General features: G+C 37.8%; 22 protein-coding genes, 1 pseudogene and 1 other annotated feature. Of the genes and pseudogenes, 22 read left to right on the top strand and 1 reads right to left on the bottom strand.

What is annotated here, in order from left to right; genetic code table 11:
* Window positions 1-69 precede the first annotated feature (69 nt).
* The 20 genes and pseudogenes from mmuM (at window position 70) to O3651_RS08525 (ending at window position 17,644) form a co-directional block, all read left to right on the top strand.
* Entirely contained in the window at window positions 70-1,017 is a 948-nt protein-coding gene (gene mmuM / locus O3651_RS08620; RefSeq protein ID WP_371610179.1) for a homocysteine S-methyltransferase, read from the top strand.
* A gap of 113 nt (window positions 1,018-1,130) precedes the next feature.
* A pseudogene (locus tag O3651_RS08615) lies at window positions 1,131-1,929 on the top strand (formate/nitrite transporter family protein).
* 284 nt (window positions 1,930-2,213) lie between these two features.
* Window positions 2,214-2,555, top strand: coding sequence for a hypothetical protein (locus tag O3651_RS08610; RefSeq protein WP_371610178.1), 342 nt, complete (start codon window positions 2,214-2,216; stop codon window positions 2,553-2,555).
* Between the two features lie 59 nt (window positions 2,556-2,614).
* Window positions 2,615-2,749: a sequence feature (ribosomal protein L10 leader region), on the top strand.
* 38 nt (window positions 2,750-2,787) lie between these two features.
* On the top strand, window positions 2,788-3,288 hold the full coding sequence (gene rplJ / locus O3651_RS08605) for a 50S ribosomal protein L10 (protein WP_001287273.1): 501 nt from the start codon (window positions 2,788-2,790) through the stop codon (window positions 3,286-3,288).
* Window positions 3,289-3,361: 73 nt separating this feature from the next.
* A complete protein-coding gene (gene rplL, locus O3651_RS08600; protein WP_001196967.1) occupies window positions 3,362-3,727 on the top strand; it encodes a 50S ribosomal protein L7/L12 in 366 nt (121 codons plus the stop codon).
* A 200-nt stretch (window positions 3,728-3,927) separates the two neighbouring features.
* A complete protein-coding gene (locus O3651_RS08595; RefSeq protein WP_000159607.1) occupies window positions 3,928-4,101 on the top strand; it encodes a hypothetical protein in 174 nt (57 codons plus the stop codon).
* On the top strand, window positions 4,098-4,877 hold the full coding sequence (locus O3651_RS08590) for a replication initiator protein A (RefSeq protein WP_048791742.1): 780 nt from the start codon (window positions 4,098-4,100) through the stop codon (window positions 4,875-4,877). The genes O3651_RS08595 and O3651_RS08590 overlap by 4 nt, the downstream gene beginning before the upstream one ends.
* Window positions 4,878-4,975: 98 nt before the next feature.
* The gene (gene dcm / locus O3651_RS08585; RefSeq protein ID WP_084972565.1) at window positions 4,976-6,334 is read left to right on the top strand and encodes a DNA (cytosine-5-)-methyltransferase; all 1,359 of its coding nucleotides are present in this window, start codon (window positions 4,976-4,978) and stop codon (window positions 6,332-6,334) included.
* Window positions 6,318-6,767 (top strand): hypothetical protein, encoded by a 450-nt coding sequence (locus O3651_RS08580; protein WP_084972564.1) that lies wholly within the window; start codon window positions 6,318-6,320, stop codon window positions 6,765-6,767. The genes dcm and O3651_RS08580 overlap by 17 nt, the downstream gene beginning before the upstream one ends.
* On the top strand, window positions 6,760-7,140 hold the full coding sequence (locus tag O3651_RS08575; protein ID WP_000566547.1) for an arsenate reductase family protein: 381 nt from the start codon (window positions 6,760-6,762) through the stop codon (window positions 7,138-7,140). The genes O3651_RS08580 and O3651_RS08575 overlap by 8 nt, the downstream gene beginning before the upstream one ends.
* Before the next feature lie 12 nt (window positions 7,141-7,152).
* Complete coding sequence (locus O3651_RS08570; protein ID WP_000840776.1) at window positions 7,153-7,386, top strand: hypothetical protein; 234 nt, start codon at window positions 7,153-7,155, stop codon at window positions 7,384-7,386.
* A gap of 2 nt (window positions 7,387-7,388) precedes the next feature.
* The gene (locus O3651_RS08565) at window positions 7,389-7,976 is read left to right on the top strand and encodes a CPBP family intramembrane glutamic endopeptidase (protein ID WP_084972563.1); all 588 of its coding nucleotides are present in this window, start codon (window positions 7,389-7,391) and stop codon (window positions 7,974-7,976) included.
* A gap of 333 nt (window positions 7,977-8,309) precedes the next feature.
* Window positions 8,310-8,609 carry a hypothetical protein gene (locus O3651_RS08560; RefSeq protein ID WP_048791737.1) on the top strand — a complete coding sequence of 100 codons (300 nt, stop codon included), beginning with the start codon at window positions 8,310-8,312 and terminating at the stop codon, window positions 8,607-8,609.
* Window positions 8,599-9,087, top strand: a complete 489-nt coding sequence (locus O3651_RS08555; RefSeq protein WP_048791736.1) for a hypothetical protein — start codon at window positions 8,599-8,601, stop codon at window positions 9,085-9,087. The genes O3651_RS08560 and O3651_RS08555 overlap by 11 nt, the downstream gene beginning before the upstream one ends.
* Window positions 9,087-10,964 carry a VirD4-like conjugal transfer protein, CD1115 family gene (locus O3651_RS08550; protein WP_084972631.1) on the top strand — a complete coding sequence of 626 codons (1,878 nt, stop codon included), beginning with the start codon at window positions 9,087-9,089 and terminating at the stop codon, window positions 10,962-10,964. Before O3651_RS08555 ends, O3651_RS08550 begins: the two co-directional genes overlap by 1 nt.
* A 20-nt stretch (window positions 10,965-10,984) precedes the next feature.
* Window positions 10,985-11,227 (top strand): hypothetical protein, encoded by a 243-nt coding sequence (locus O3651_RS08545; protein WP_000627865.1) that lies wholly within the window; start codon window positions 10,985-10,987, stop codon window positions 11,225-11,227.
* 16 nt (window positions 11,228-11,243) lie between these two features.
* Complete coding sequence (locus tag O3651_RS08540; RefSeq protein WP_001054257.1) at window positions 11,244-12,098, top strand: conjugal transfer protein TrbL; 855 nt, start codon at window positions 11,244-11,246, stop codon at window positions 12,096-12,098.
* Between the two features lie 53 nt (window positions 12,099-12,151).
* Entirely contained in the window at window positions 12,152-12,511 is a 360-nt protein-coding gene (locus O3651_RS08535; RefSeq protein ID WP_001097589.1) for a PrgI family protein, read from the top strand.
* Window positions 12,462-14,819, top strand: a complete 2,358-nt coding sequence (locus tag O3651_RS08530; protein ID WP_180364039.1) for a VirB4-like conjugal transfer ATPase, CD1110 family — start codon at window positions 12,462-12,464, stop codon at window positions 14,817-14,819. The genes O3651_RS08535 and O3651_RS08530 overlap by 50 nt, the downstream gene beginning before the upstream one ends.
* A gap of 11 nt (window positions 14,820-14,830) precedes the next feature.
* The gene (locus O3651_RS08525) at window positions 14,831-17,644 is read left to right on the top strand and encodes a phage tail tip lysozyme (RefSeq protein ID WP_084972562.1); all 2,814 of its coding nucleotides are present in this window, start codon (window positions 14,831-14,833) and stop codon (window positions 17,642-17,644) included.
* Window positions 17,645-17,674: 30 nt separating this feature from the next.
* Here O3651_RS08525 and O3651_RS08520 read toward each other — a convergent pair whose 3' ends face one another.
* Window positions 17,675-17,863, bottom strand: coding sequence for a hypothetical protein (locus O3651_RS08520; protein WP_071788347.1), 189 nt, complete (start codon window positions 17,861-17,863; stop codon window positions 17,675-17,677).
* An 18-nt stretch (window positions 17,864-17,881) separates the two neighbouring features.
* On the opposite strand from O3651_RS08520, the gene O3651_RS08515 reads away from it, so the two are divergent.
* Window positions 17,882-18,448, top strand: a complete 567-nt coding sequence (locus O3651_RS08515) for a PBECR4 domain-containing protein (RefSeq protein WP_084972630.1) — start codon at window positions 17,882-17,884, stop codon at window positions 18,446-18,448.
* 151 nt (window positions 18,449-18,599) lie between these two features.
* A complete protein-coding gene (locus tag O3651_RS08510; protein WP_084972561.1) occupies window positions 18,600-19,010 on the top strand; it encodes a thrombospondin type 3 repeat-containing protein in 411 nt (136 codons plus the stop codon).
* Window positions 19,011-19,026 lie beyond the last annotated feature (16 nt).

Genomic DNA, 19,026 nt, shown 5'->3' with positions numbered 1-19,026 from the left:
TAAGCAGACTTATTTATCTTTAGCAAAACTGACTAAGCTGTTATTTTAGAAAAAGCTTGAGGAGCAAGAATGGGAGCGTTTAAAGATTTACTTGAAAAGCAAGACATAATAATTCTAGATGGTGCTTTGGGGACAGAGCTGGAGAGGCAGGGCTATGATGTTTCTGGTCGGCTTTGGTCAGCCAAGTACTTGCTTGAGAATCCTCAGATTATCCAAGACCTGCATGAGGACTATGTTCGGGCGGGCAGTAACATTATCACCACTTCCAGTTATCAGGCCAGCATTCCAGCTTTTGTCGAAGAAGGGTTGAGTTTAGACAAGGCTCATGAAATCTTCAAAGAGACAGTCCTTTTGGCACAGGTAGCTGTTAAAAATGTCTGGGGGAGCTTATCGCTAGATGAGCAGAAGCAGCGCTCTTATCCTTTGATAGCTGGATCGGTGGGGCCTTATGCTGCTTACCTGGCTGATGGATCGGAGTACACAGGAGCCTATCACTTGAGTGAGGAGGAATTTAAAGACTTTCATCGTCCGCGCATTCAAGCCTTGCTGGACGCGGGCTGTGATTTATTGGCACTTGAAACGATTCCTAACGGAGCAGAAACCGAGGCGCTTGTTCATTTACTATCAGAAGAATTTCCGCAGGTGGAAGCCCATTTATCTTTTACTGCTCAAACGGCATCAGCAATTTCGGATGGAACCTTAATAGAAGAAGTTGGGCGCTTGGCTCAGTCGAGTCCACAAGTATTGGCTGTCGGTTTTAACTGCACAGCTCCACATTTGATTGCTCCTTTATTAGAAAAGTTAAAACAGGTGTGCGATAAGCCCTTACTAGCCTATCCAAATTCTGGAGAGGTCTATAATGGGGTGACGAATACTTGGCAGGACAATCCTGAGCAGCAGCTCTGTTTAACTGATTACAGCCATCTTTGGAAGAAACAGGGCGTTCAGCTTTTTGGCGGTTGCTGTCGAACTCGGCCAGAAGATATAAGGCAGCTAGCAGGCGAACTAAGAACTTAAAATGTAGTTTTCCAAATTCAATTTCAAATTTAGCAAAACACTTACAGAAAACGCTTTCCAAAAATAGAAGTTTGTGATATACTGTACATAGTTTAACTTAGAGGAGAATTATTATGGTCGAATCGACATTTATTCCAAAAATAGAAGCAGCTTGCCGTAAGAAAGAAGGCTTGTTCGACACAAGCAAAGGGAAGTATGCTGTCCGCTCTATCTTTGCAGGGGGCCTTTCTGACTTTCAGTACAGGAGCAGGAGCTATTGCAGCAGACCTGACAAATAAGATTGTCCCAGGAACAGGTCGCTTTCTATTTCCTTTTATATTTGCTTGGGGATTGGCCTATATCGTCTTTCTGAATGCTGAGCTGGTGACTTCCAACATGATGTTTCTGACGGCGGGAACTTTCTTGAAGAAGATTGACTGGAAAAAAGCACTGATTATTTTGTTCTATTGTACTTTCTTTAACTTGATTGGGGCTTTGATTGCTGGCTGGCTCTTTGCTAATTCGGCAGCTTATGCAGGACTTAGCAAGGAAAGTTTCATTGCTGGTGTTGTGCAGATGAAGCTTGCCCGTTCCAATGAACTTATTTTACTTGAGGGAATTCTAGCCAATGTATTTGTTAATATTGCGATTCTTTCCTTCGTCTTGGTGAAAGATAGTACAGCTAAGCTTTTCTTGGTTATTTCAGCCATTTATATGTTTGTTTTCTTAACAAATGAACACTTGGCAGCTAACTTTGCTTCTTTTGCTATCGTCAAATTTAGCTCGGCTGCATCACAGGTGGCAAATTTTGGTATTGGAAATATCCTGCGTCACTGGGCTGTGACCTTCGTAGGAAACTTGATTGGTGGTGGTCTTCTGATCGGTCTGCCATACGCTTGGTTCAATAAAAAAGAAGAACATTATGTAGATTAAAGAGAGTGGGACAGAAATCGGTAATTCGTTAGAATTCGATTTCGTCGTCCCACCTCCGCACAGTTGAGTAGGGCTGTAAAAGCTGATGAAATCAGCGTGGTAGAGTCCACTCAACCACTGCGTCTTGCTCGACAATCCAAAGACAATTGAGAGGCTAGGACTTTTGTCCCAGCCTCTTTTTTTGAAGAAGTGACCATCTGATTCCCGTCTAGACTTATTCAAATTGACAAACATATAAAATTTTGTTAAACTTTAGTAATAATTTTTTATTTAAGGAGATCTTTATGAATAAACTTACTATTCAATCACCAGATGGTAGCAAGACTAAAACTTTGTCACCTATGTGCTCTATTACAACCTTGCTATTTAACTTTTTCGTTCCTCTTTTTCGTAAAGACTGGAAATACTTTGGGATCATGCTTGGTTCACTATTTGTATTTGCTGTGATTGCAACGCTCTTTATCCCAGATGATTTCTTAAGATTTGCAGGATATGTCTACAATTTCTTTTGGGCCTTTTTCTATAATCGTCTTTGGATAAAAGACCGAGTTTTCACTGATGGCTGGGTGCCTGCTGACGATGCTAGTAAAGCCTTGCTTGACAAGACTTTTCCTAAAAATGCATAAAAAAGTAAAAAGATTGCACAAAAAGCTTGCAATCTTTTTTTTCTTTTGCTATAATTATCAATGGTTTGAAAAAACTGCCTAAGACAGTAGGGGAGCTCGACTCATAAAGATCCTACCGAGGACAAAACGTATCATGTAAAAGAAGCGTATTGTACTTTCGTGTCTAGGTTTGGGCGCGTTTTTCTTTTAGAAAAATTCCCCAAGCAAAATAATTACGGAGGTGAAACACTAAATGAGTGAAGCAATTATTGCTAAAAAAGCAGAATTAGTTGACGTAGTAGCTGAAAAAATGAAAGCTGCTGCATCAATCGTTGTTGTGGACGCTCGTGGTTTGACAGTTGAGCAAGATACTGTTCTTCGTCGTGAGCTTCGTGGAAGCGAAGTTGAGTACAAAGTAATTAAAAACTCAATCTTACGTCGTGCAGCTGAAAAAGCTGGTCTTGAAGATCTTGCATCAGTATTTGTTGGACCATCTGCAGTAGCATTTTCTAATGAAGATGTTATCGCACCAGCGAAAATCTTGAACGATTTTGCTAAGAATGCAGAAGCACTTGAAATCAAAGGTGGTGCTATCGAAGGCGCTGTCGCATCAAAAGAAGAGATTCTTGCACTTGCAACTCTTCCAAACCGCGAAGGACTTCTTTCTATGCTCCTTTCTGTACTTCAAGCGCCAGTTCGAAACGTTGCACTTGCTGTCAAAGCAGTTGCAGACAACAAAGAAGACGCAGCTTAATCCTAAGCTACGCAGCCTAGCCCTCGGCTAGAAATAAATTATAAAATATAAAACTTATTTGGAGGAAATAACAATGGCATTGAACATTGAAAACATTATTGCTGAAATTAAAGAAGCTTCAATCCTTGAATTGAACGACCTTGTAAAAGCTATCGAAGAAGAATTTGGTGTAACTGCGGCTGCTCCTGTTGCTGTAGCTGCTGCTGGTGGCGCTGAAGAAGCTGCTAAAGATTCATTCGACGTTGAATTGACAGCTGCAGGCGACAAGAAAGTCGGCGTTATCAAAGTTGTACGTGAAATCACTGGTCTTGGACTTAAAGAAGCTAAAGAACTTGTTGATGGTGCACCAGCGCTTGTTAAAGAAGGCGTTGCAGCAGCAGAAGCTGAAGAAATCAAGGCTAAATTGGAAGAAGCTGGAGCTTCAGTTACTCTTAAATAAGAGGCATATACCAATTAGAATTCGGAATACTATAGTATCAGCCTTTTAGAATCGTGAACACATTTTAGAAACTGATAAATTAATTTAGTTTCCTACCAAAAACCCTACCAAAAATTAATTTGGCAGGGTTTTTCTTTTTAATAAAATTATTTTGGAGAACAGTTGAATATTGTTCTCCTTTTTTATTTTCAGGAGGAAAAATGACAAAAGAATTACAATCATCACGCTATATTGTCATTTCATTTTTAGTACGTGAAATGGGAATTGACATTGTTGAAGCCATCTCTCTTATGGCTGAATTAGAAAAAAGTGGCTTGGTTCGATTGGAATCAAGTGGAGATTTAATACTCAAAGAACTTGGAGGAGCGCTATGAAACGAATTACCGCAAATCAATACCAAACTTCAGAACGGTATTATAAATTACCTAAAATTCTTTTTGAGGATGAGAAATATATGGATATGAAACTAGAGGTAAAGGTGGCTTATTCTATTTTAAAAGATCGTTTAGAATTATCTCTTAGTCGTGGTTGGATAGATGAAGAAGGAGCGGTTTATTTAGTATTTTCTAATTCTAAACTGATGAAGCTATTAGGTTGTTCGAAGTCAAAATTACTGTCCATCAAAAGAACTCTTAAAGAATATGATTTAATTGATGAAGTTCAACAATCTTCAAGTGAGAAAGGAAGACTAGCTAATAAGATTTATTTAGGGGAATTATCTTCTACCCCAGTAGGTAATTCAAACAGGCCTAGTGTTAAAAAAAGACTAGGGCAGGTTGAAAATGAAACGACCCCCGTCTCATATTCAGCCCCTAGTGAGACTGAAGTTAGTGAGACTAAATATAGTGAGACTGATTTTTTATTTATTGAGGATGAGGAGGATAGGAATACTCAACCTATCTTGAAAAGAAAAGTAGAAAAGGTCACAAAATATGATCGAGATTATATTTGGGGATTGGTACAAGATCAATTTAGACGAGAAGGTTTTTCTGAAACAGCCAGTGAAATTGCTATGACTGATTTTGAGAGAATCTATCAGTATGCTCTAGATAATGTTCGCTTTGTTAGACGTGCGGAAGTGCTTGCTGAATTTGTGTTTAACGGTTTGTATTCTGTTTGGAATAACCGTGTTAGAAAAGGAGGTAGTTAAATGTCGCCAATCGAGTGGATATTAGTTATGTTCATTTTAATTTCAAGTGGTGTGACTCTTTGGACATTGGTAGTCGATCAGAAAGGAGTAATCAAGAAATGAAATTTATTGATTTATTTTCTGGTATCGGTGGATTTCGACTAGGAATGGAAAGTGTCGGACACGAGTGTATTGGATTTTGTGAGATTGATAAATTTGCTAGAGAATCTTATAAGTCCATTTTTCAAACGGAAGGAGAAATCGAATTTCATGACATACGAGATGTTTCAGATGACGAATTTAAAAAACTTAGAGGGAAAGTCGATGTCATCTGTGGGGGATTCCCTTGTCAAGCATTTTCAATCGCAGGAAGACGATTGGGATTTGAAGATACTAGAGGAACTTTGTTCTTTGAAATTGCTCGGGCGACCAAACAAATCCAACCACGTTTTCTTTTTCTTGAAAATGTTAAAGGCCTACTCAATCACGATAAGGGACGGACGTTCACCACAATCCTTACCACGTTTGATGAGTTGGGGTTTGATGTTGAGTGGCAGGTGCTTAACAGTAAGGATTTTGGCGTTCCCCAAAACAGAGAAAGGGTGTTTATTATCGGACATTCTAGAAAGAGAGGTACCAGACTTTTATTTCCTTTCAGACGAGAAGGTCAAGCAACTAACTCTGAGATTTTAAAGACATTAGGGAATTTGAATCCATCAAAAAGTGGAATGAGCGGTAAAGTTTATTATACAGAAGGTCTTGCGCCAACCTTAGTTCGTGGTAAAGGAGAAGGATTTAAGATTGCGATTCCTTGTATGACACCAGATAGATTAGACAACAGACAAAATGGTAGATGCTTTAAGGGAAACCAAGAGACGATGTTTACTTTAAATACTCAGGATTGCCATGGTATTGTCGTTGTTGGAGATTTACCAACTAGCTTTAAGGAGACCGGTCGCGTCTATGGAAGTGAGGGCTTATCTCCAACACTGACTACGATGCAAGGGGGAGATAAAATTCCCAAAATACTGATTCCAGAACCAATCCAATTTTTAAAAGTCCGAGAAGCAACGAAAAAAGGATATGCTCAAGCAGAGATTGGGGATTCAATCAATTTAGAAAGACCAAGTTCTCAGTATCGTCGTGGTAGAGTTGGAAAAGGTATAGCCAATACTTTGACAACTAGTGGTCAAATGGGAGTAGTAGTGGCTAGCTATGAAGGAGAAGATAGACAAGTTTACCAAGTAGCTGGTGTATTAATAGACGGACAATTTTACCGTTTGAGAATACGACGAATCACTCCTAAAGAGTGTTTTCGATTGCAGGGCTTTCCTGATTGGGCTTTTGAAGCTGCTAGAAAAGTCTCTAGTAATAGTCAGCTCTATAAACAAGCTGGTAATAGTGTAACCGTTCCTGTGATTGCCGCAATCGCAAAGAAATTAAAAGAAATAGAGGAAAAAGATGAAAGCATTAAATAAAGAATCAATACTAGATTGTGATGAATTAGAAATAGAATTACATGATGCAGAGATCAAACAGCTGGATGAACAATTATTTTTGATGCCCAATTATCCATGTGAGTTTGAAGTGACATTTTTAGATGATTACCACAAAAAACATAATTACCCACTATTTTACGAATCCTATCTTCAAAACATTATGGACTTCCTTGAAAGTCAAGAAATAAAGAATGGAGTTGATGCCTTTGTAGATGATCATCAAAATCTTGTTTTTGTTTTATATGGACAAGGCTATCGAGCCGAGGGAAAAGAGGGAATACTTACAACCCAAGTAACTGTAAAAGCTTATGATGAAGACAAGCAACCGATTAACTTCGCAAATTTATTAGATTCCTTAATCGTATCAGAATATCAAATGGAACCGAATCTTTGGGAGGTCTCCCATGATTGATCTCTATCTAAGTAAAAATAGCCAAAGAAATCAACTTCTTTTAGACTTCTTCCAAAACTATGGCATCGAGGTATCTTGTCATTCAGTTTCTGAAATGACAAAGGATAAATTAATTGAGATGATGAGCTATTCTTCAGATTGTTTTGAATTTTTATCTCCCAATTTATTACGATTTAAGAACCGTGACAATCTAAGATTAACGGATTTCATTGAAATGATATTAAAAAATCCTGAACTAACCATCAGGCTTCCTCTTGCGGTTTCAAATAAGCGAGTTTATCCAAATCTGAATCTAGAGGAGGCTAGAGCTTTATTACCTAGAGATACGAAACAATTGATTTACATGGAACAAACACATTATTTATCAAGTTAAAGGAGAAGCAATATGGCAGAACGATTTTGGGAGAACTTGTCCATTATTTTGGCTGAAAGAAATATCAGCTGGATTGAGTTAACCAGAAAAATGTTTGCGGGAGAGTTTCACTATCCAAGTGAATTGAATCGTTTGTATCAAAAGATACGCCACTACAAGATGGAACAACGAATGCCTCAAAGTCCATGGGTAGAAAGGATTGTGCAGGTATTAGATTTAGATTATGAAGATTTATTTCGGAGGTAACTATGAAAAGAATAATTCCAGTTTATATATTCCAACAAGTTAATGTCCTATTGCTATCCCTATACTTACTTAAATTGCTTTGTATCGGTGAGTTAACTATACTACAGATTCTCTATTGTGCGTCACTCATTTCTTTTTTATGGATGTATGGTCAACGAAAACAAGTGGCCAAGGTCAATATGAAAATTAGGATAAAGTGGATTGGTATTGGATTCGTTAGCCTACTGATTACAAGCCTATGTTTTAGTCTGATTCATGCTCAAGGAAGCACGAACCAAGCAAACTTAATTGGCCTTCAACATCAAGTTCCTTGGTTTTCATTTTTATTGTTCTTAATCAATGCGAGTATGGTTGAAGAATTTCTGTATCGAGAAATTATATGGAACTTGGTCAGTAAAATAGATATTAGAGTTGCTTTGACAAGTGTTTTATTTGCCTTAGCACATCATCCAGGAACCATACTAGCTTGGTGTTTATATGTTTCACTTGGGATGTTTTTAGGGATGGTGCGCTATAAATCTGACTTATGGGGAAGTATGGGTGTACATTTGGTGTGGAACCTACTAGTTTATAGTTTGCTGCTTTTTTAGACCAAATTAGCTTGTTTTAGGGAAATGAAATGCTAACGTTATGTAACAACGTTAGTCTTTTATTTCAAAATCTTTGTTTAGTATGAATTTAGCTCTACAGAAAAATAAAAAATGTGATAAAAATTTCAACTACTCTTATCTATAATAAAGCTACCTGTTCTTTGAAAATTGAATCCACTCCGTCTTGATTAGCGTGCCTGTGTAAGTAGGGACTGAGAGTATCTCCCTGTGAAGGGCAACTGGCACAAGACGTGTGTGAGAATTTTCTAACAGACACGGAGTTTATCGTTACCAGACTTAAACGATGCGACAAACTAGATAAAGGAGTTAATCATGAAGGTAGTAAACTTGTATGATTTGAAACAAATGGGAAATAAAGGTGGTTGTACCATCCAATTGATTCATCACTTTCCTTTTGGTATGGGCTTAGGACATCTTAAAAAAGACTACATTGAATTTAAACGTGTTGGTATCGTTGATGGGAATGCAGTAGAAGTTACTCTTCGAGAACCTTATTCGAGAGATCTACTGCAGGTTGTCAAGTCGATTAAGCAACGTCAGAAATTGATAGCTTATCGTTATAAAGAAGGAAAGCTGCTATTTGTTAAGAAGGAGGTATCAGATGTCCTCTGAACAACAGGAACGAATGGCGGTTCAATATGCTGAGCGTAGTCTTTTATTTACTGTAAAAAGTCTTTTAAAGATTCTAGAATGGTCTAGACGTCAGGCTTTAGCACAGGATTCCGCCTATAAGATAGGGGTGCAGAAATTAGAAGAATTGCTACAATCTCCCTATTCGATTGATACGATTAATCTGAAAAAAGATTTTTTAGACAAACCAATTGATATAGAGAAATTTAAAGCTTTTTTAGAAAAAGAAGAGATTCCTTTAGCCATCGCTTGGCAAGGGGATTCTCTACATTTCTACACGAAAGACCGTTCGATTCTGGACAATCATTTAGACCATCTGTTAGAAAAAATGGTTAATAATCCAGAGAAATTAGCTGATTTTACCATGGATAAGTCATTAGACGATGCAATTGATGAGGCTAAATCCCAAATTACCTTTAGACAAGAAGGAGCCGTCAAACAGAAAGAGATGGTGAGATGATGTACAGTGGAAAGAAATTCCTACTATTCTCACTGTTAGGTATCTTACTAGGCTATCTTTTTCATCGTTTGACGCTTTTGTATGATTCCTATACTGGAAATACATTAGATAAATGGACTCATCTTCTGATGGAGGGTCAAGATGAAGTTCTTCAGTCGCCATGGAATATTTCTTTTACTGGAAAATCAAGTGCTTTTTTTCTACTAGGCTTTGTGATGATGTTGCTGGTTTATCTCTATTTAGAGACTTGCAAAAAACAATACCGAGAAGGAGTAGAATACGGGAGCGCCCGTTTTGGAACTCTAAAAGAAAAGAAGCTCTTTTACGGTAAAGAATTTTCTCATGATACGATCTTAGCTCAAGATGTTCGTTTGACATTATTAGATAAGAAATCACCCCAATATGATAGAAATAAGAATATTGCGGTGATCGGAGGTTCAGGAAGTGGGAAGACCTTTCGCTTTGTAAAACCCAATCTGATTCAGATGAATAGTTCAAATATTGTCGTGGATCCTAAAGATCACTTAGCTGAGAAAACAGGAAGACTCTTTTTGGAACATGGCTACCAAGTAAAGGTGCTAGATTTAGTCAATATGAAGAACTCAGATGGCTTCAATCCTTTCCGCTATATAGAGACAGAAAATGATTTGAATCGCATGCTGACGGTTTATTTCAATAACACCAAAGGCTCTGGCTCTCGTAGTGATCCATTTTGGGATGAAGCTTCTATGACTTTGGTACGAGCTTTAGCCTCCTACTTGGTCGATTTCTATAACCCACCTAAAACAAGAGAACAGCACATTGAAGAGAGTCGTTTGAGTCAAACAGAATACCAAAACTTGTTGAAACGTCAAAAAAAAGAAGTGGAAGAGCGAAAAAAAAGAGGGCGTTATCCAAGTTTTGCTGAAATCTCAAAACTCATTAAACACTTATCCAAGGGTGAAAATCAAGAAAAAAGTGTCTTAGAAATTCTATTTGAAAATTATTCTAAAAAGTATGGGACTGAAAATTTTACCATGCGAAATTGGGCAGATTTTCAAAATTATAAGGATAAGACTCTGGATTCTGTTATAGCTGTAACCACTGCTAAATTTGCCCTCTTCAATATTCAAAGTGTCATGGATTTGACCAAAAGAGATACCCTTGATATGAAGACATGGGGCCAGGAAAAATCAATGGTTTACCTAGTTATCCCAGATAACGATAGTACCTTTCGCTTTCTTTCAGCCCTCTTTTTTTCAACCGTATTTCAAACCTTAACAAGACAAGCAGATATTGATTTTAAGGGTCAATTGCCTCTTCATGTGAGAGTCTATTTAGATGAGTTCGCGAATATCGGAGAAATCCCAGATTTTGCTGAACAAACCTCAACAGTTCGTTCTCGTAATATGAGTCTCGTTCCCATTCTTCAAAATATTGCACAACTTCAAGGGCTCTATAAAGAAAAAGAAGCTTGGAAAACTATTCTTGGAAATTGTGATAGCTTAGTCTACTTAGGTGGTAATGATGAAGATACCTTTAAATTTATGAGTGGGTTACTCGGTAAACAAACCATTGATGTTCGAAATACCAGTCGTTCCTTTGGCCAGACAGGTTCAGGATCCCTTTCTCATCAAAAGATTGCTCGTGATTTAATGACACCTGATGAAGTCGGAAATATGAAACGGCATGAATGCTTGGTTCGAATTGCCAATATGCCTGTCTTTAAAAGCAAAAAATACAATTCCACTAAGCATCCAAACTGGAAATACCTAGCCAATCAAGAAACCGATGAACGGTGGTGGAACTATCAAATCAATCCTTTGAATCAAAGACAAGAAAATCATCTTGAAGGCCTTAGAATTCGTGATTTAACTTTTGAATCTAGTTTAAAATAAAAATAGAAAAGAGGAAATAGATGATTACGCATTTTAAAGGTTTTGTTTATGGAGTAGACGCAAGTGCCATGTTTGCACAAGCTATGTCTTTGTTGCAGAAGGGATTGATTGCGGTTGGTGCCTTTCTCGTTGTTGTGGGGATTGTCAACCTTGCAACCAACATTAAAGATGGTGGACCAGGTGTTCGGAATGCCATTCTTGAAATTGTCGGTGGAGTTATGGTAGGGGCTGCTGGAGCCTTTGTAACCCAGATTTCTATTTAGGAGGATCAACAATGACATGAATCTTAGTTTAGTCTCACCCTTTGTTTACCTTGCATCTGAAAAAATATCAGCTGAAAATTTATTTGAAGGATTTAATGTAGATTTACAATCTACGGTAGATTTGATTAAATCTCTATCTAGCTACAATCCAACTGTTTGGACTTATATGTCTAGTATTACTAAAAGTGTCATGCAGCCTCTTGGAGTTGCGATTTTATCAGTTGTTCTCATCTTAGAATTTTCGAAGATGGCAAAGAAAATTGCTAACTCAGGAGGAGCGATGACCTTTGAAGCATTAGCGCCGATGTTGATTAGTTACATTATGGTCGCAGTTGTAATTACCAATACTACCGTTATCGTAGAAGCTATCATCGGGATTGCGAGTCACGCCATTGAACAAGTGGCCTCGATTGTGGCTCACGGTGGGGCAAAGTATGATACCATCTCTGGATTAAAAGGTTCAGGATTTATTGGCCGGATGATTGTGGGCTTTTTCGCCCTCCTAATTTGGCTAGTTCGGATAGTAAGTGCAGCCATGGTCAATCTTTTGGTATCCATTCGATTTATTCAACTCTACCTTATGATTCCATTTGCCCCTCTTACGATTCCAACATTTTTAAGTGATGAGTGGAAGTCTATTGGTATTGGCTATTTAAAAAATATTATGGTCTATGCGGTACAAGGGGTTCTCATTTTTCTGATTGTTTCTCTTGTTCCTTTATTTGAATCTGCTGGGAAAATAGCTGTTTCAAATGGTGCAGGAGTCCTGCAATCACTTGCGATTATGTTTGGTAGTTTGGTACAAGCTATCTTACTGATTATTGCCCTCGTTGGTTCTCAACGTACGGCTCGCTCAATCTTAGGTATGTAATTAGATAAAGGCTAGGAAGTGAATGCTTCTTAGCCTTTTTAGAAAGGAAAGTCATGAATACACGTGTCTTTAAAGACATCTCAAAATACCAACACAGGGCTTGGTTAGGCTTCACCACAAGACAAATCATCTTTGTTTTACCAGCCTTTATTGTCACAATTATTGTTTTGGGCTTGAATCTCTTTTTCTGGCAATTTGGAGATTGGTTTGTTTACGGTTTTGTGTTTGCCTTTACCATCCCCCTCATGCTTTTTGGAGTCTATAAACCCAATGATTTATATTTTGAACATTATTTGAAATACCGTCTTCATTTTGAACTAACGGTTCCCCTACGCACAATTACAGGAAAGAAAGGACCTGAACATGAAAAGAAAATCAAATACATTAAAGAAACAAAAAACTTCAATGACTAATAAAAAGGAAGAAGTTAAAGGGAAAAAAGAGGAAGTGTTACCCTCTACGGCTAATACTCTTTCCTATCAAGCCCTGTATCAAAATGGTCTGATGCAGGTAAAAGAAGATTATTTTTCACAAAGCTATTTACTTGGTGATGTCAATTACCAGACCGTTGGTTTAGAAGATAAGGGGGCAATCATTGAGAAGTATTCTGATTTGATTAACTCCCTAGATGACCAAACCAACTTCCAATTAACTATCTTTAATAAAAGATTGAATTTAGAAAAATTCAGACAAAGTGTTTTGTATGAGGAAAAAGAAGATGGGTACGATAGCTATCGTAAAGAATTGAATCGGATGATGAATCAGAATTTAGACAGTGGCGAAAATAATTTTTCAGCTGTGAAGTTGATTAGCTTTGGTAGAAAGGATACTAATCCCAAACAAGCCTATCGTTCCTTGTTCCAAATTGGAGAATATTTCAAGAGTGGTTTCTCAGAAATTGAAGCTCGATTTGAATCCTTGGCTGGAGAAGAACGGGTGAACTTGTTGGCAGATATGCTTAGAGGAGAACACCATCTTCCTTTTTCTTACCGTGATTTAACGAGATCTGGTCAGACAACTCGTCACTTCATAGCACCTAATCTCTTAGATTTTAAAAACAAGAATTACCTACAAATTAATGACCGCTTATTGCAGATTGTCTATGTGAGAGACTACGGCATGGAATTAGGGGATCAGTTTATTCGAGACCTCATGCAAGGAGATTTGGAATTGATTGTGAGCCTCCATGCTCAAAGTTCGACCAAGGCAGATGCTATGAAGAAACTACGAACAAAGAAGACCTTGATGGAATCCCAAAAGATTGGGGAACAACAAAAACTAGCTCGTACAGGTATCTATTTGGAAAAAGTAGGTCATGTATTAGAAAGCAATATCGATGAAGCTGAGGAACTCTTAAAAACCATGACCGAGACAGGAGATAAACTATTTCAAACGGTCTTCTTGATTGGTGTTTTTGGTCAGGATGAAGAAGAACTCAAACAAGCCCTAGACACTATCCAACAAGTGGCCGGCTCAAATGACCTAATGATTGATAAACTTCCATATATGCAAGAAGCAGCTTTTAATAGTTTGCTGCCATTTGGTTGTGATTTTTTAGAAGGAGTATCACGGAGTTTATTAACGTCCAATATAGCAGTGAACTCACCTTGGACTTCAGTAGATTTACAAGACCGTAGTGGGAAATATTACGGTATCAATCAAATCTCAAGCAATATTATTACCATTGATCGCAGTCTATTAAATACACCGTCTGGTCTGATTTTAGGAACATCTGGAGCTGGGAAAGGGATGGCAACCAAACATGAAATTATCACGACCAAAATCAAGGAATCTGGTGAAAATACTGAAATTATCATCGTGGATCCAGAAGCAGAGTACAGTGTTATTGGACGGGCTTTTGGGGGAGAAATGATTGATATTGCGCCCGATTCCCAAACTTATCTCAATGTCCTTGACTTGTCTGAGGAAAATATGGATGAGGATCCTGTAAAGGTAAAATCAGAATTTCTTTTATCCTTTATCGGCAAGTTATTGGATAGGAAAATGGATGGAAGAGAAAAATCGATTATCGACAGAGTTACCAGACTCACCTATCAGTCATTTAAAGAGCCTTCTTTGGAAGAATGGGTCTTTGTCTTGAGCCAACAACCAGAAGAAGAAGCGCAGAACTTGGCACTTGATATGGAACTGTATGTCGAAGGTTCTCTTGATATTTTTTCTCATAAGACCAATATTCAGACAGGATCTAACTTCTTAATCTATAACGTTAAAAAGTTAGGAGATGAGCTGAAACAAATCGCCCTTATGGTAGTGTTTGATCAGATATGGAATCGTGTTGTTCGGAACCAAAAATTAGGGAAGAAGACCTGGATTTATTTTGATGAAATGCAGCTTCTCTTATTAGATAAATATGCTAGTGATTTCTTCTTTAAATTGTGGAGTCGTGTCAGAAAATATGGAGCTAGTCCGACTGGGATAACCCAAAATGTCGAAACCTTATTGTTAGATCCAAATGGTAGACGGATTATTGCAAATAGTGAATTTATGATTCTCCTCAAGCAAGCAAAAAATGACCGAGAAGAACTGGTTCAACTCTTAGGCTTGTCAAAAGAACTTGAAAAATACCTAGTCAATCCAGAAAAAGGGGCTGGACTAATAAAAGCTGGTTCAGTTGTCGTACCCTTTAAAAATAAGATTCCTCAAGGTACACAATTGTTTGATATCATGAGTACAGATCCTGATAAAATGGCTTCTAATTAAGGGGAAGTAAAATGAAGGATAAAAGAGAAATCATACGTGCACGAAAGGCATTTAGAAGAAGTCTAAAAGATGAGAAGAAATTCTTGAAACAAGGAAAGAAGGAGGTGAAGAAACAGAAAAAAGATTCCGCTGTACTGGATGAAAAAGCATGGAAAAAAGAGATGAAGCAGAAGCTAGAGGAGATGAGAGAAGCTTCAAAGGAGAGAGTAAAACAAGCAAATGAAGACTACAACCATATTCTTCAAAATAGTCCTCCATCTCTTTTGAATCGCAAAGAATTAAGAGACAGACGGTTGCCTCATGCTAGGAAACGATTGAAAATAGCCAAGGAGCAATTTAGAGAAGCCAAGGTACAAGCAAAAGAAGAAAGAAAAGAGAGTCGTAAAGAAAGAAAAACCAATCAAAAATTTCTCTACGGTCAGGAATTGAAACATAAATCTAATTTTTTCTTTCAAGGGAAGAGTTTAGAAGAATTAAAATCTAAGAAAGAAGTAAAGGCCGCAAAAGAGAATCTAAAATCTACTAAACAAGCCTATAAGTCCAAAAAAGTCAGTAGGAAAGCCAAAACTTTTCTTTATGTCCTTGGCCGTGAAGGTGGAGAGTTAGCTTCAGAAAATGAAGATTTAGAAGGTTATCGCACGCTACAAGAGACCATTAGAAAAGGAAAACGCTACAGTCGGCTTTCTTATAACCTTGGAAAAGCTAGTGTCAAAACAGGACAAGAAACAGGTCGTTTTACCAAGAAAAGACTTACCAACACAAAAGAGCGATACCATCATTTTAAGGATGGAAAAGGATGGAAACTAGCGAAAGATAACCCAAGTTCCTTTAAAAATCGGTTTCGAAAATTAAAGAAACAAGGTCTTACAAGTGTCCGAAATATCTATCAAAAACTAAAAGCAGCCTTTTCCTTCTTTACATTTGCGGCTGGAAATCCTGTAACCTGGATAGTTGGAGGAATAGTCTTTCTTCTTTTACTTATAATGAGCTTCTTTTTAGGATTTTCATCTGCTAGTTTGATTCAACAAGATGAATTTGAATTAACAAAAGCTTATACCCACCTAACTTGGGAAGATGCAGAACATACTCGCACAAATGACAAAGGAATTACCTATTACACAAAAATTGATGATGTGATGGGGTATATGAACTTTAAATTCCATGACTATGAGTTACACAAACCAGTTCATTTGTTTAGTTCAGAAACTTACAAGGATTATCTATCTACTTTGTGGCATGATTTAAACGATGGAGAAGATTTGAAATCCATGCAAGACCTCTATGAAACTCCTAAGTATAAACTCTCGAAAGACGATCAAGAGGAAATAAAGGAACTAAAAGAAGAGGGTATGTATGCTTCCATGCAGGAATTGGACAATCCATTTGAGGGGAAAAGCAACGAAGATAGTCTAACCATGACTTATCGTTATGGATACTATGATTTAGACGGAAAACCTACCCTTCAGGAGTACATTCTACTAGAAGCGAAGGCTCACCAAACGATTGTCGCACCAATGGATGGAGTTGTATCTCTAGATGGCGACAATGTTATTCTCACTAACGGAAAAGGAGAGAATGAGAGTCGATTGACCTTGTATTCTATTCATAATGGCCGTGCGATTGAGGGGAGAAGAGTCCTAACGGGTGATATTATTGGTGAAACACCAGACGATACAGGTTTGAAAGTTTCTTATCAAAAGTATAAAAACAAGAAAGAAAAATTGGTGTATGTCAATCCGCAATTTTATTTTCCAAAAGTCATTCAACTTCAGACAACTATCTTACCTGCCATTGGTCAGTTTGGTGGGGATGAGTTTGAACGAGCAAAACATATTTATGAGTTTTTAAAATCTCAAGGGGCAAGTCCCCAAGCCATTGCGGCAATTTTAGGAAATTGGTCTGTAGAGTCTTCTATTAATCCAAAACGAGCTGAAGGAGATTATTTATCTCCTCCTGTTGGCGCTACCGATTCCTCATGGGATGATGAAACCTGGTTAGCAATTGGAGGTCCAGCCATTTATAGTGGTGCTTATCCTAATATCCTTCATAGAGGTTTGGGTTTAGGGCAATGGACGGATACTGCAGATGGTTCAACACGTCATACAGCTTTATTGAATTATGCACGCACCCAAAATAAGAAGTGGTATGATTTAGACCTCCAACTTGATTTTATGCTTCACGGGGATAGTCCTTACTATCAAAGTTGGTTAAAGGATTTCTTTGGAAATACGGGCAGTGCAGCCAATCTGGCCCAACTCTTCCTTACCTATTGGGAGGGAAATTCTGGTGACAAACTACTGGAAAGACAAACCAGAGCAACGGAATGGTATTACCAAATTGAAAAAGGCTTTAGCCAAACAAATGGAGGACAGGCAAAAAGTGACCCGCAATCCCTTGAAGGGGTTCGTGGGGACTTGTATGAGCATTCTGTTCCTGGTGGTGGAGATGGTATGGCCTATGCCTATGGACAATGTACATGGGGTGTTGCGGCTCGTATGAATCAATTAGGCTTAAAATTAAAAGGAAGTAATGGAGAGAAGATTTCAATCATTAATACCATGGGAAATGGTCAGGACTGGGTTGCGACAGCTTCAAGTCTTGGTGGGGAAACTGGCTCTACACCAAGAGCAGGTGCCATTGTTTCTTTTGTGGGAGGTACACATGGCACACCAGCCATCTACGGTCATGTGGCTTTTGTCGAGAAAGTATATGATGATGGTTCTTTCCTTGTGTCTGAGACAAACTATGGTGGCAATCCTAACTATACCTTTAGAAAAATCTCGCAAGCAGATAGCGCCATTAGTTTTGCCTATACTACGAAATAGAAGAGTTTACACTTGAAATTTTAGCCATTTTCAGGTAAAATAAATAGTGTAGATGAGTGGTCGGCTCATGGTCAATCTGATAGTAATCTTGGACATAAGGGCCAAGCGGTGGCGGACACCAGAACGAAATCCGATAGCAATCTTGGACGTAAGGGCCAAGCGGTGGCAGACACCAGAATAAACCGACTGACTAGGTGGCTTACAGACTCTGTAAACCACCTTTTTTGTGAGGAAAATATGGCAAATTCTAGAGATTATCGTAATCCAAATTACACCGAAAAAATAAAACTTCAGCGTTTTTTTACTCAGTTACAAATTGCGGCTTCTTTTTTTAAAGAGCACTTCGTTGGCAAAATCATGTATTATGAAACTGAAATAGAAAGTGTTGAACTTCATTTTTCACCTACTAATTTCATGCACCTATGTGGTGTTGATTACAGAAAAGGTGCAGGCAGTTTCTTTGACGATTGTTTAAAAAGACATGTCATAATTGATGAGTTGAAAATAAAAAAAGATGGAACCACGATGCAAAAGTTACAAGTTTTAGGATCCATTGAGGAGTTATTGGGAAAGCATGTTCATCTAACTGGTTCAGGACGTTATTTGTATTTGGAGTTTGATTATGCTCTACGTACAAGAAAACAGATATTAGCATTAACATTGAAAGAGACATCTAGGAAAATTGTTCCTCAGTCTTTATTAGATTTGAAGAGAAAGACAGTATTTCCAAAAGGTCAAAAAGTAATTTCCATTTACTCAAAACATTTACAAACGTCGGAACTTTTTTATTATTTAAAAGATTAGTTTACATATCTTTTGTGGCATAAAATATATTTTTATCATTTTAAGGAGAACGCAGTTTTGGCTCGTTCTCTTTTTTTGTTGTGATACTTCTTTCAAGGATTATTTGGTAGGATTGGAGTGAAAAAAGATTAACTAGGAAAGAAGGAAGTATATGGAAGCCATTTATCAACGTGATTCGGATCAAGATGGATTAACTGATGCTCAAGAATTGGCGCTAGGAACCAATCCTCTTAGCGCAGATTCTGATGGTGATGGATGTTCAGATTTAGTGGAAATAGAAGAAGGAACCAATCCCTTAAAAAAGGATTTACAAGACATAGGCCAAACAAGTATCACTGAACCGTCCTCAGTATTTATGGAAATGAAACAAAAGATTTCAGATATGATGGAGAGTCACTACAAGGAATTTATACAGGCTCTGATTAGTATTGAAACAGGGATTGAAAACCAACAAGACCTAGAAGACTTATATACTTACTACATGAGAACGGATGCCGTTTCTCTTTTATCTAGTGATTTAGAAACCAGTCCTCAAGAGGTTGAAATGGAGATAGAGTTGTAGGGGAATCATGTGATTC

The organism is Streptococcus sp. 27098_8_73 (genome assembly GCF_041432495.1).
Taxonomy (GTDB): Bacteria; Bacillota; Bacilli; order Lactobacillales; family Streptococcaceae; genus Streptococcus.
Note: the sequence above shows the minus strand (reverse complement) of the source record. Positions and strands in the feature narration are given on the sequence as shown.

What these genes read in the sequence shown, in the direction of transcription:
- mmuM (WP_371610179.1), top strand. Translation starts at nt 70, where the DNA reads ATGGGAGCGTTTAAAGATTTACTTGAAAAGCAAGACATAATAATTCTA.
- O3651_RS08610 (WP_371610178.1), top strand. Translation starts at nt 2,214, where the DNA reads ATGAATAAACTTACTATTCAATCACCAGATGGTAGCAAGACTAAAACT.
- rplJ (WP_001287273.1), top strand. Translation starts at nt 2,788, where the DNA reads ATGAGTGAAGCAATTATTGCTAAAAAAGCAGAATTAGTTGACGTAGTA.
- rplL (WP_001196967.1), top strand. Translation starts at nt 3,362, where the DNA reads ATGGCATTGAACATTGAAAACATTATTGCTGAAATTAAAGAAGCTTCA.
- O3651_RS08595 (WP_000159607.1), top strand. Translation starts at nt 3,928, where the DNA reads ATGACAAAAGAATTACAATCATCACGCTATATTGTCATTTCATTTTTA.
- O3651_RS08590 (WP_048791742.1), top strand. Translation starts at nt 4,098, where the DNA reads ATGAAACGAATTACCGCAAATCAATACCAAACTTCAGAACGGTATTAT.
- dcm (WP_084972565.1), top strand. Translation starts at nt 4,976, where the DNA reads ATGAAATTTATTGATTTATTTTCTGGTATCGGTGGATTTCGACTAGGA.
- O3651_RS08580 (WP_084972564.1), top strand. Translation starts at nt 6,318, where the DNA reads ATGAAAGCATTAAATAAAGAATCAATACTAGATTGTGATGAATTAGAA.
- O3651_RS08575 (WP_000566547.1), top strand. Translation starts at nt 6,760, where the DNA reads ATGATTGATCTCTATCTAAGTAAAAATAGCCAAAGAAATCAACTTCTT.
- O3651_RS08570 (WP_000840776.1), top strand. Translation starts at nt 7,153, where the DNA reads ATGGCAGAACGATTTTGGGAGAACTTGTCCATTATTTTGGCTGAAAGA.
- O3651_RS08565 (WP_084972563.1), top strand. Translation starts at nt 7,389, where the DNA reads ATGAAAAGAATAATTCCAGTTTATATATTCCAACAAGTTAATGTCCTA.
- O3651_RS08560 (WP_048791737.1), top strand. Translation starts at nt 8,310, where the DNA reads ATGAAGGTAGTAAACTTGTATGATTTGAAACAAATGGGAAATAAAGGT.
- O3651_RS08555 (WP_048791736.1), top strand. Translation starts at nt 8,599, where the DNA reads ATGTCCTCTGAACAACAGGAACGAATGGCGGTTCAATATGCTGAGCGT.
- O3651_RS08550 (WP_084972631.1), top strand. Translation starts at nt 9,087, where the DNA reads ATGTACAGTGGAAAGAAATTCCTACTATTCTCACTGTTAGGTATCTTA.
- O3651_RS08545 (WP_000627865.1), top strand. Translation starts at nt 10,985, where the DNA reads ATGATTACGCATTTTAAAGGTTTTGTTTATGGAGTAGACGCAAGTGCC.
- O3651_RS08540 (WP_001054257.1), top strand. Translation starts at nt 11,244, where the DNA reads ATGAATCTTAGTTTAGTCTCACCCTTTGTTTACCTTGCATCTGAAAAA.
- O3651_RS08535 (WP_001097589.1), top strand. Translation starts at nt 12,152, where the DNA reads ATGAATACACGTGTCTTTAAAGACATCTCAAAATACCAACACAGGGCT.
- O3651_RS08530 (WP_180364039.1), top strand. Translation starts at nt 12,462, where the DNA reads ATGAAAAGAAAATCAAATACATTAAAGAAACAAAAAACTTCAATGACT.
- O3651_RS08525 (WP_084972562.1), top strand. Translation starts at nt 14,831, where the DNA reads ATGAAGGATAAAAGAGAAATCATACGTGCACGAAAGGCATTTAGAAGA.
- O3651_RS08515 (WP_084972630.1), top strand. Translation starts at nt 17,882, where the DNA reads ATGGCAAATTCTAGAGATTATCGTAATCCAAATTACACCGAAAAAATA.
- O3651_RS08510 (WP_084972561.1), top strand. Translation starts at nt 18,600, where the DNA reads ATGGAAGCCATTTATCAACGTGATTCGGATCAAGATGGATTAACTGAT.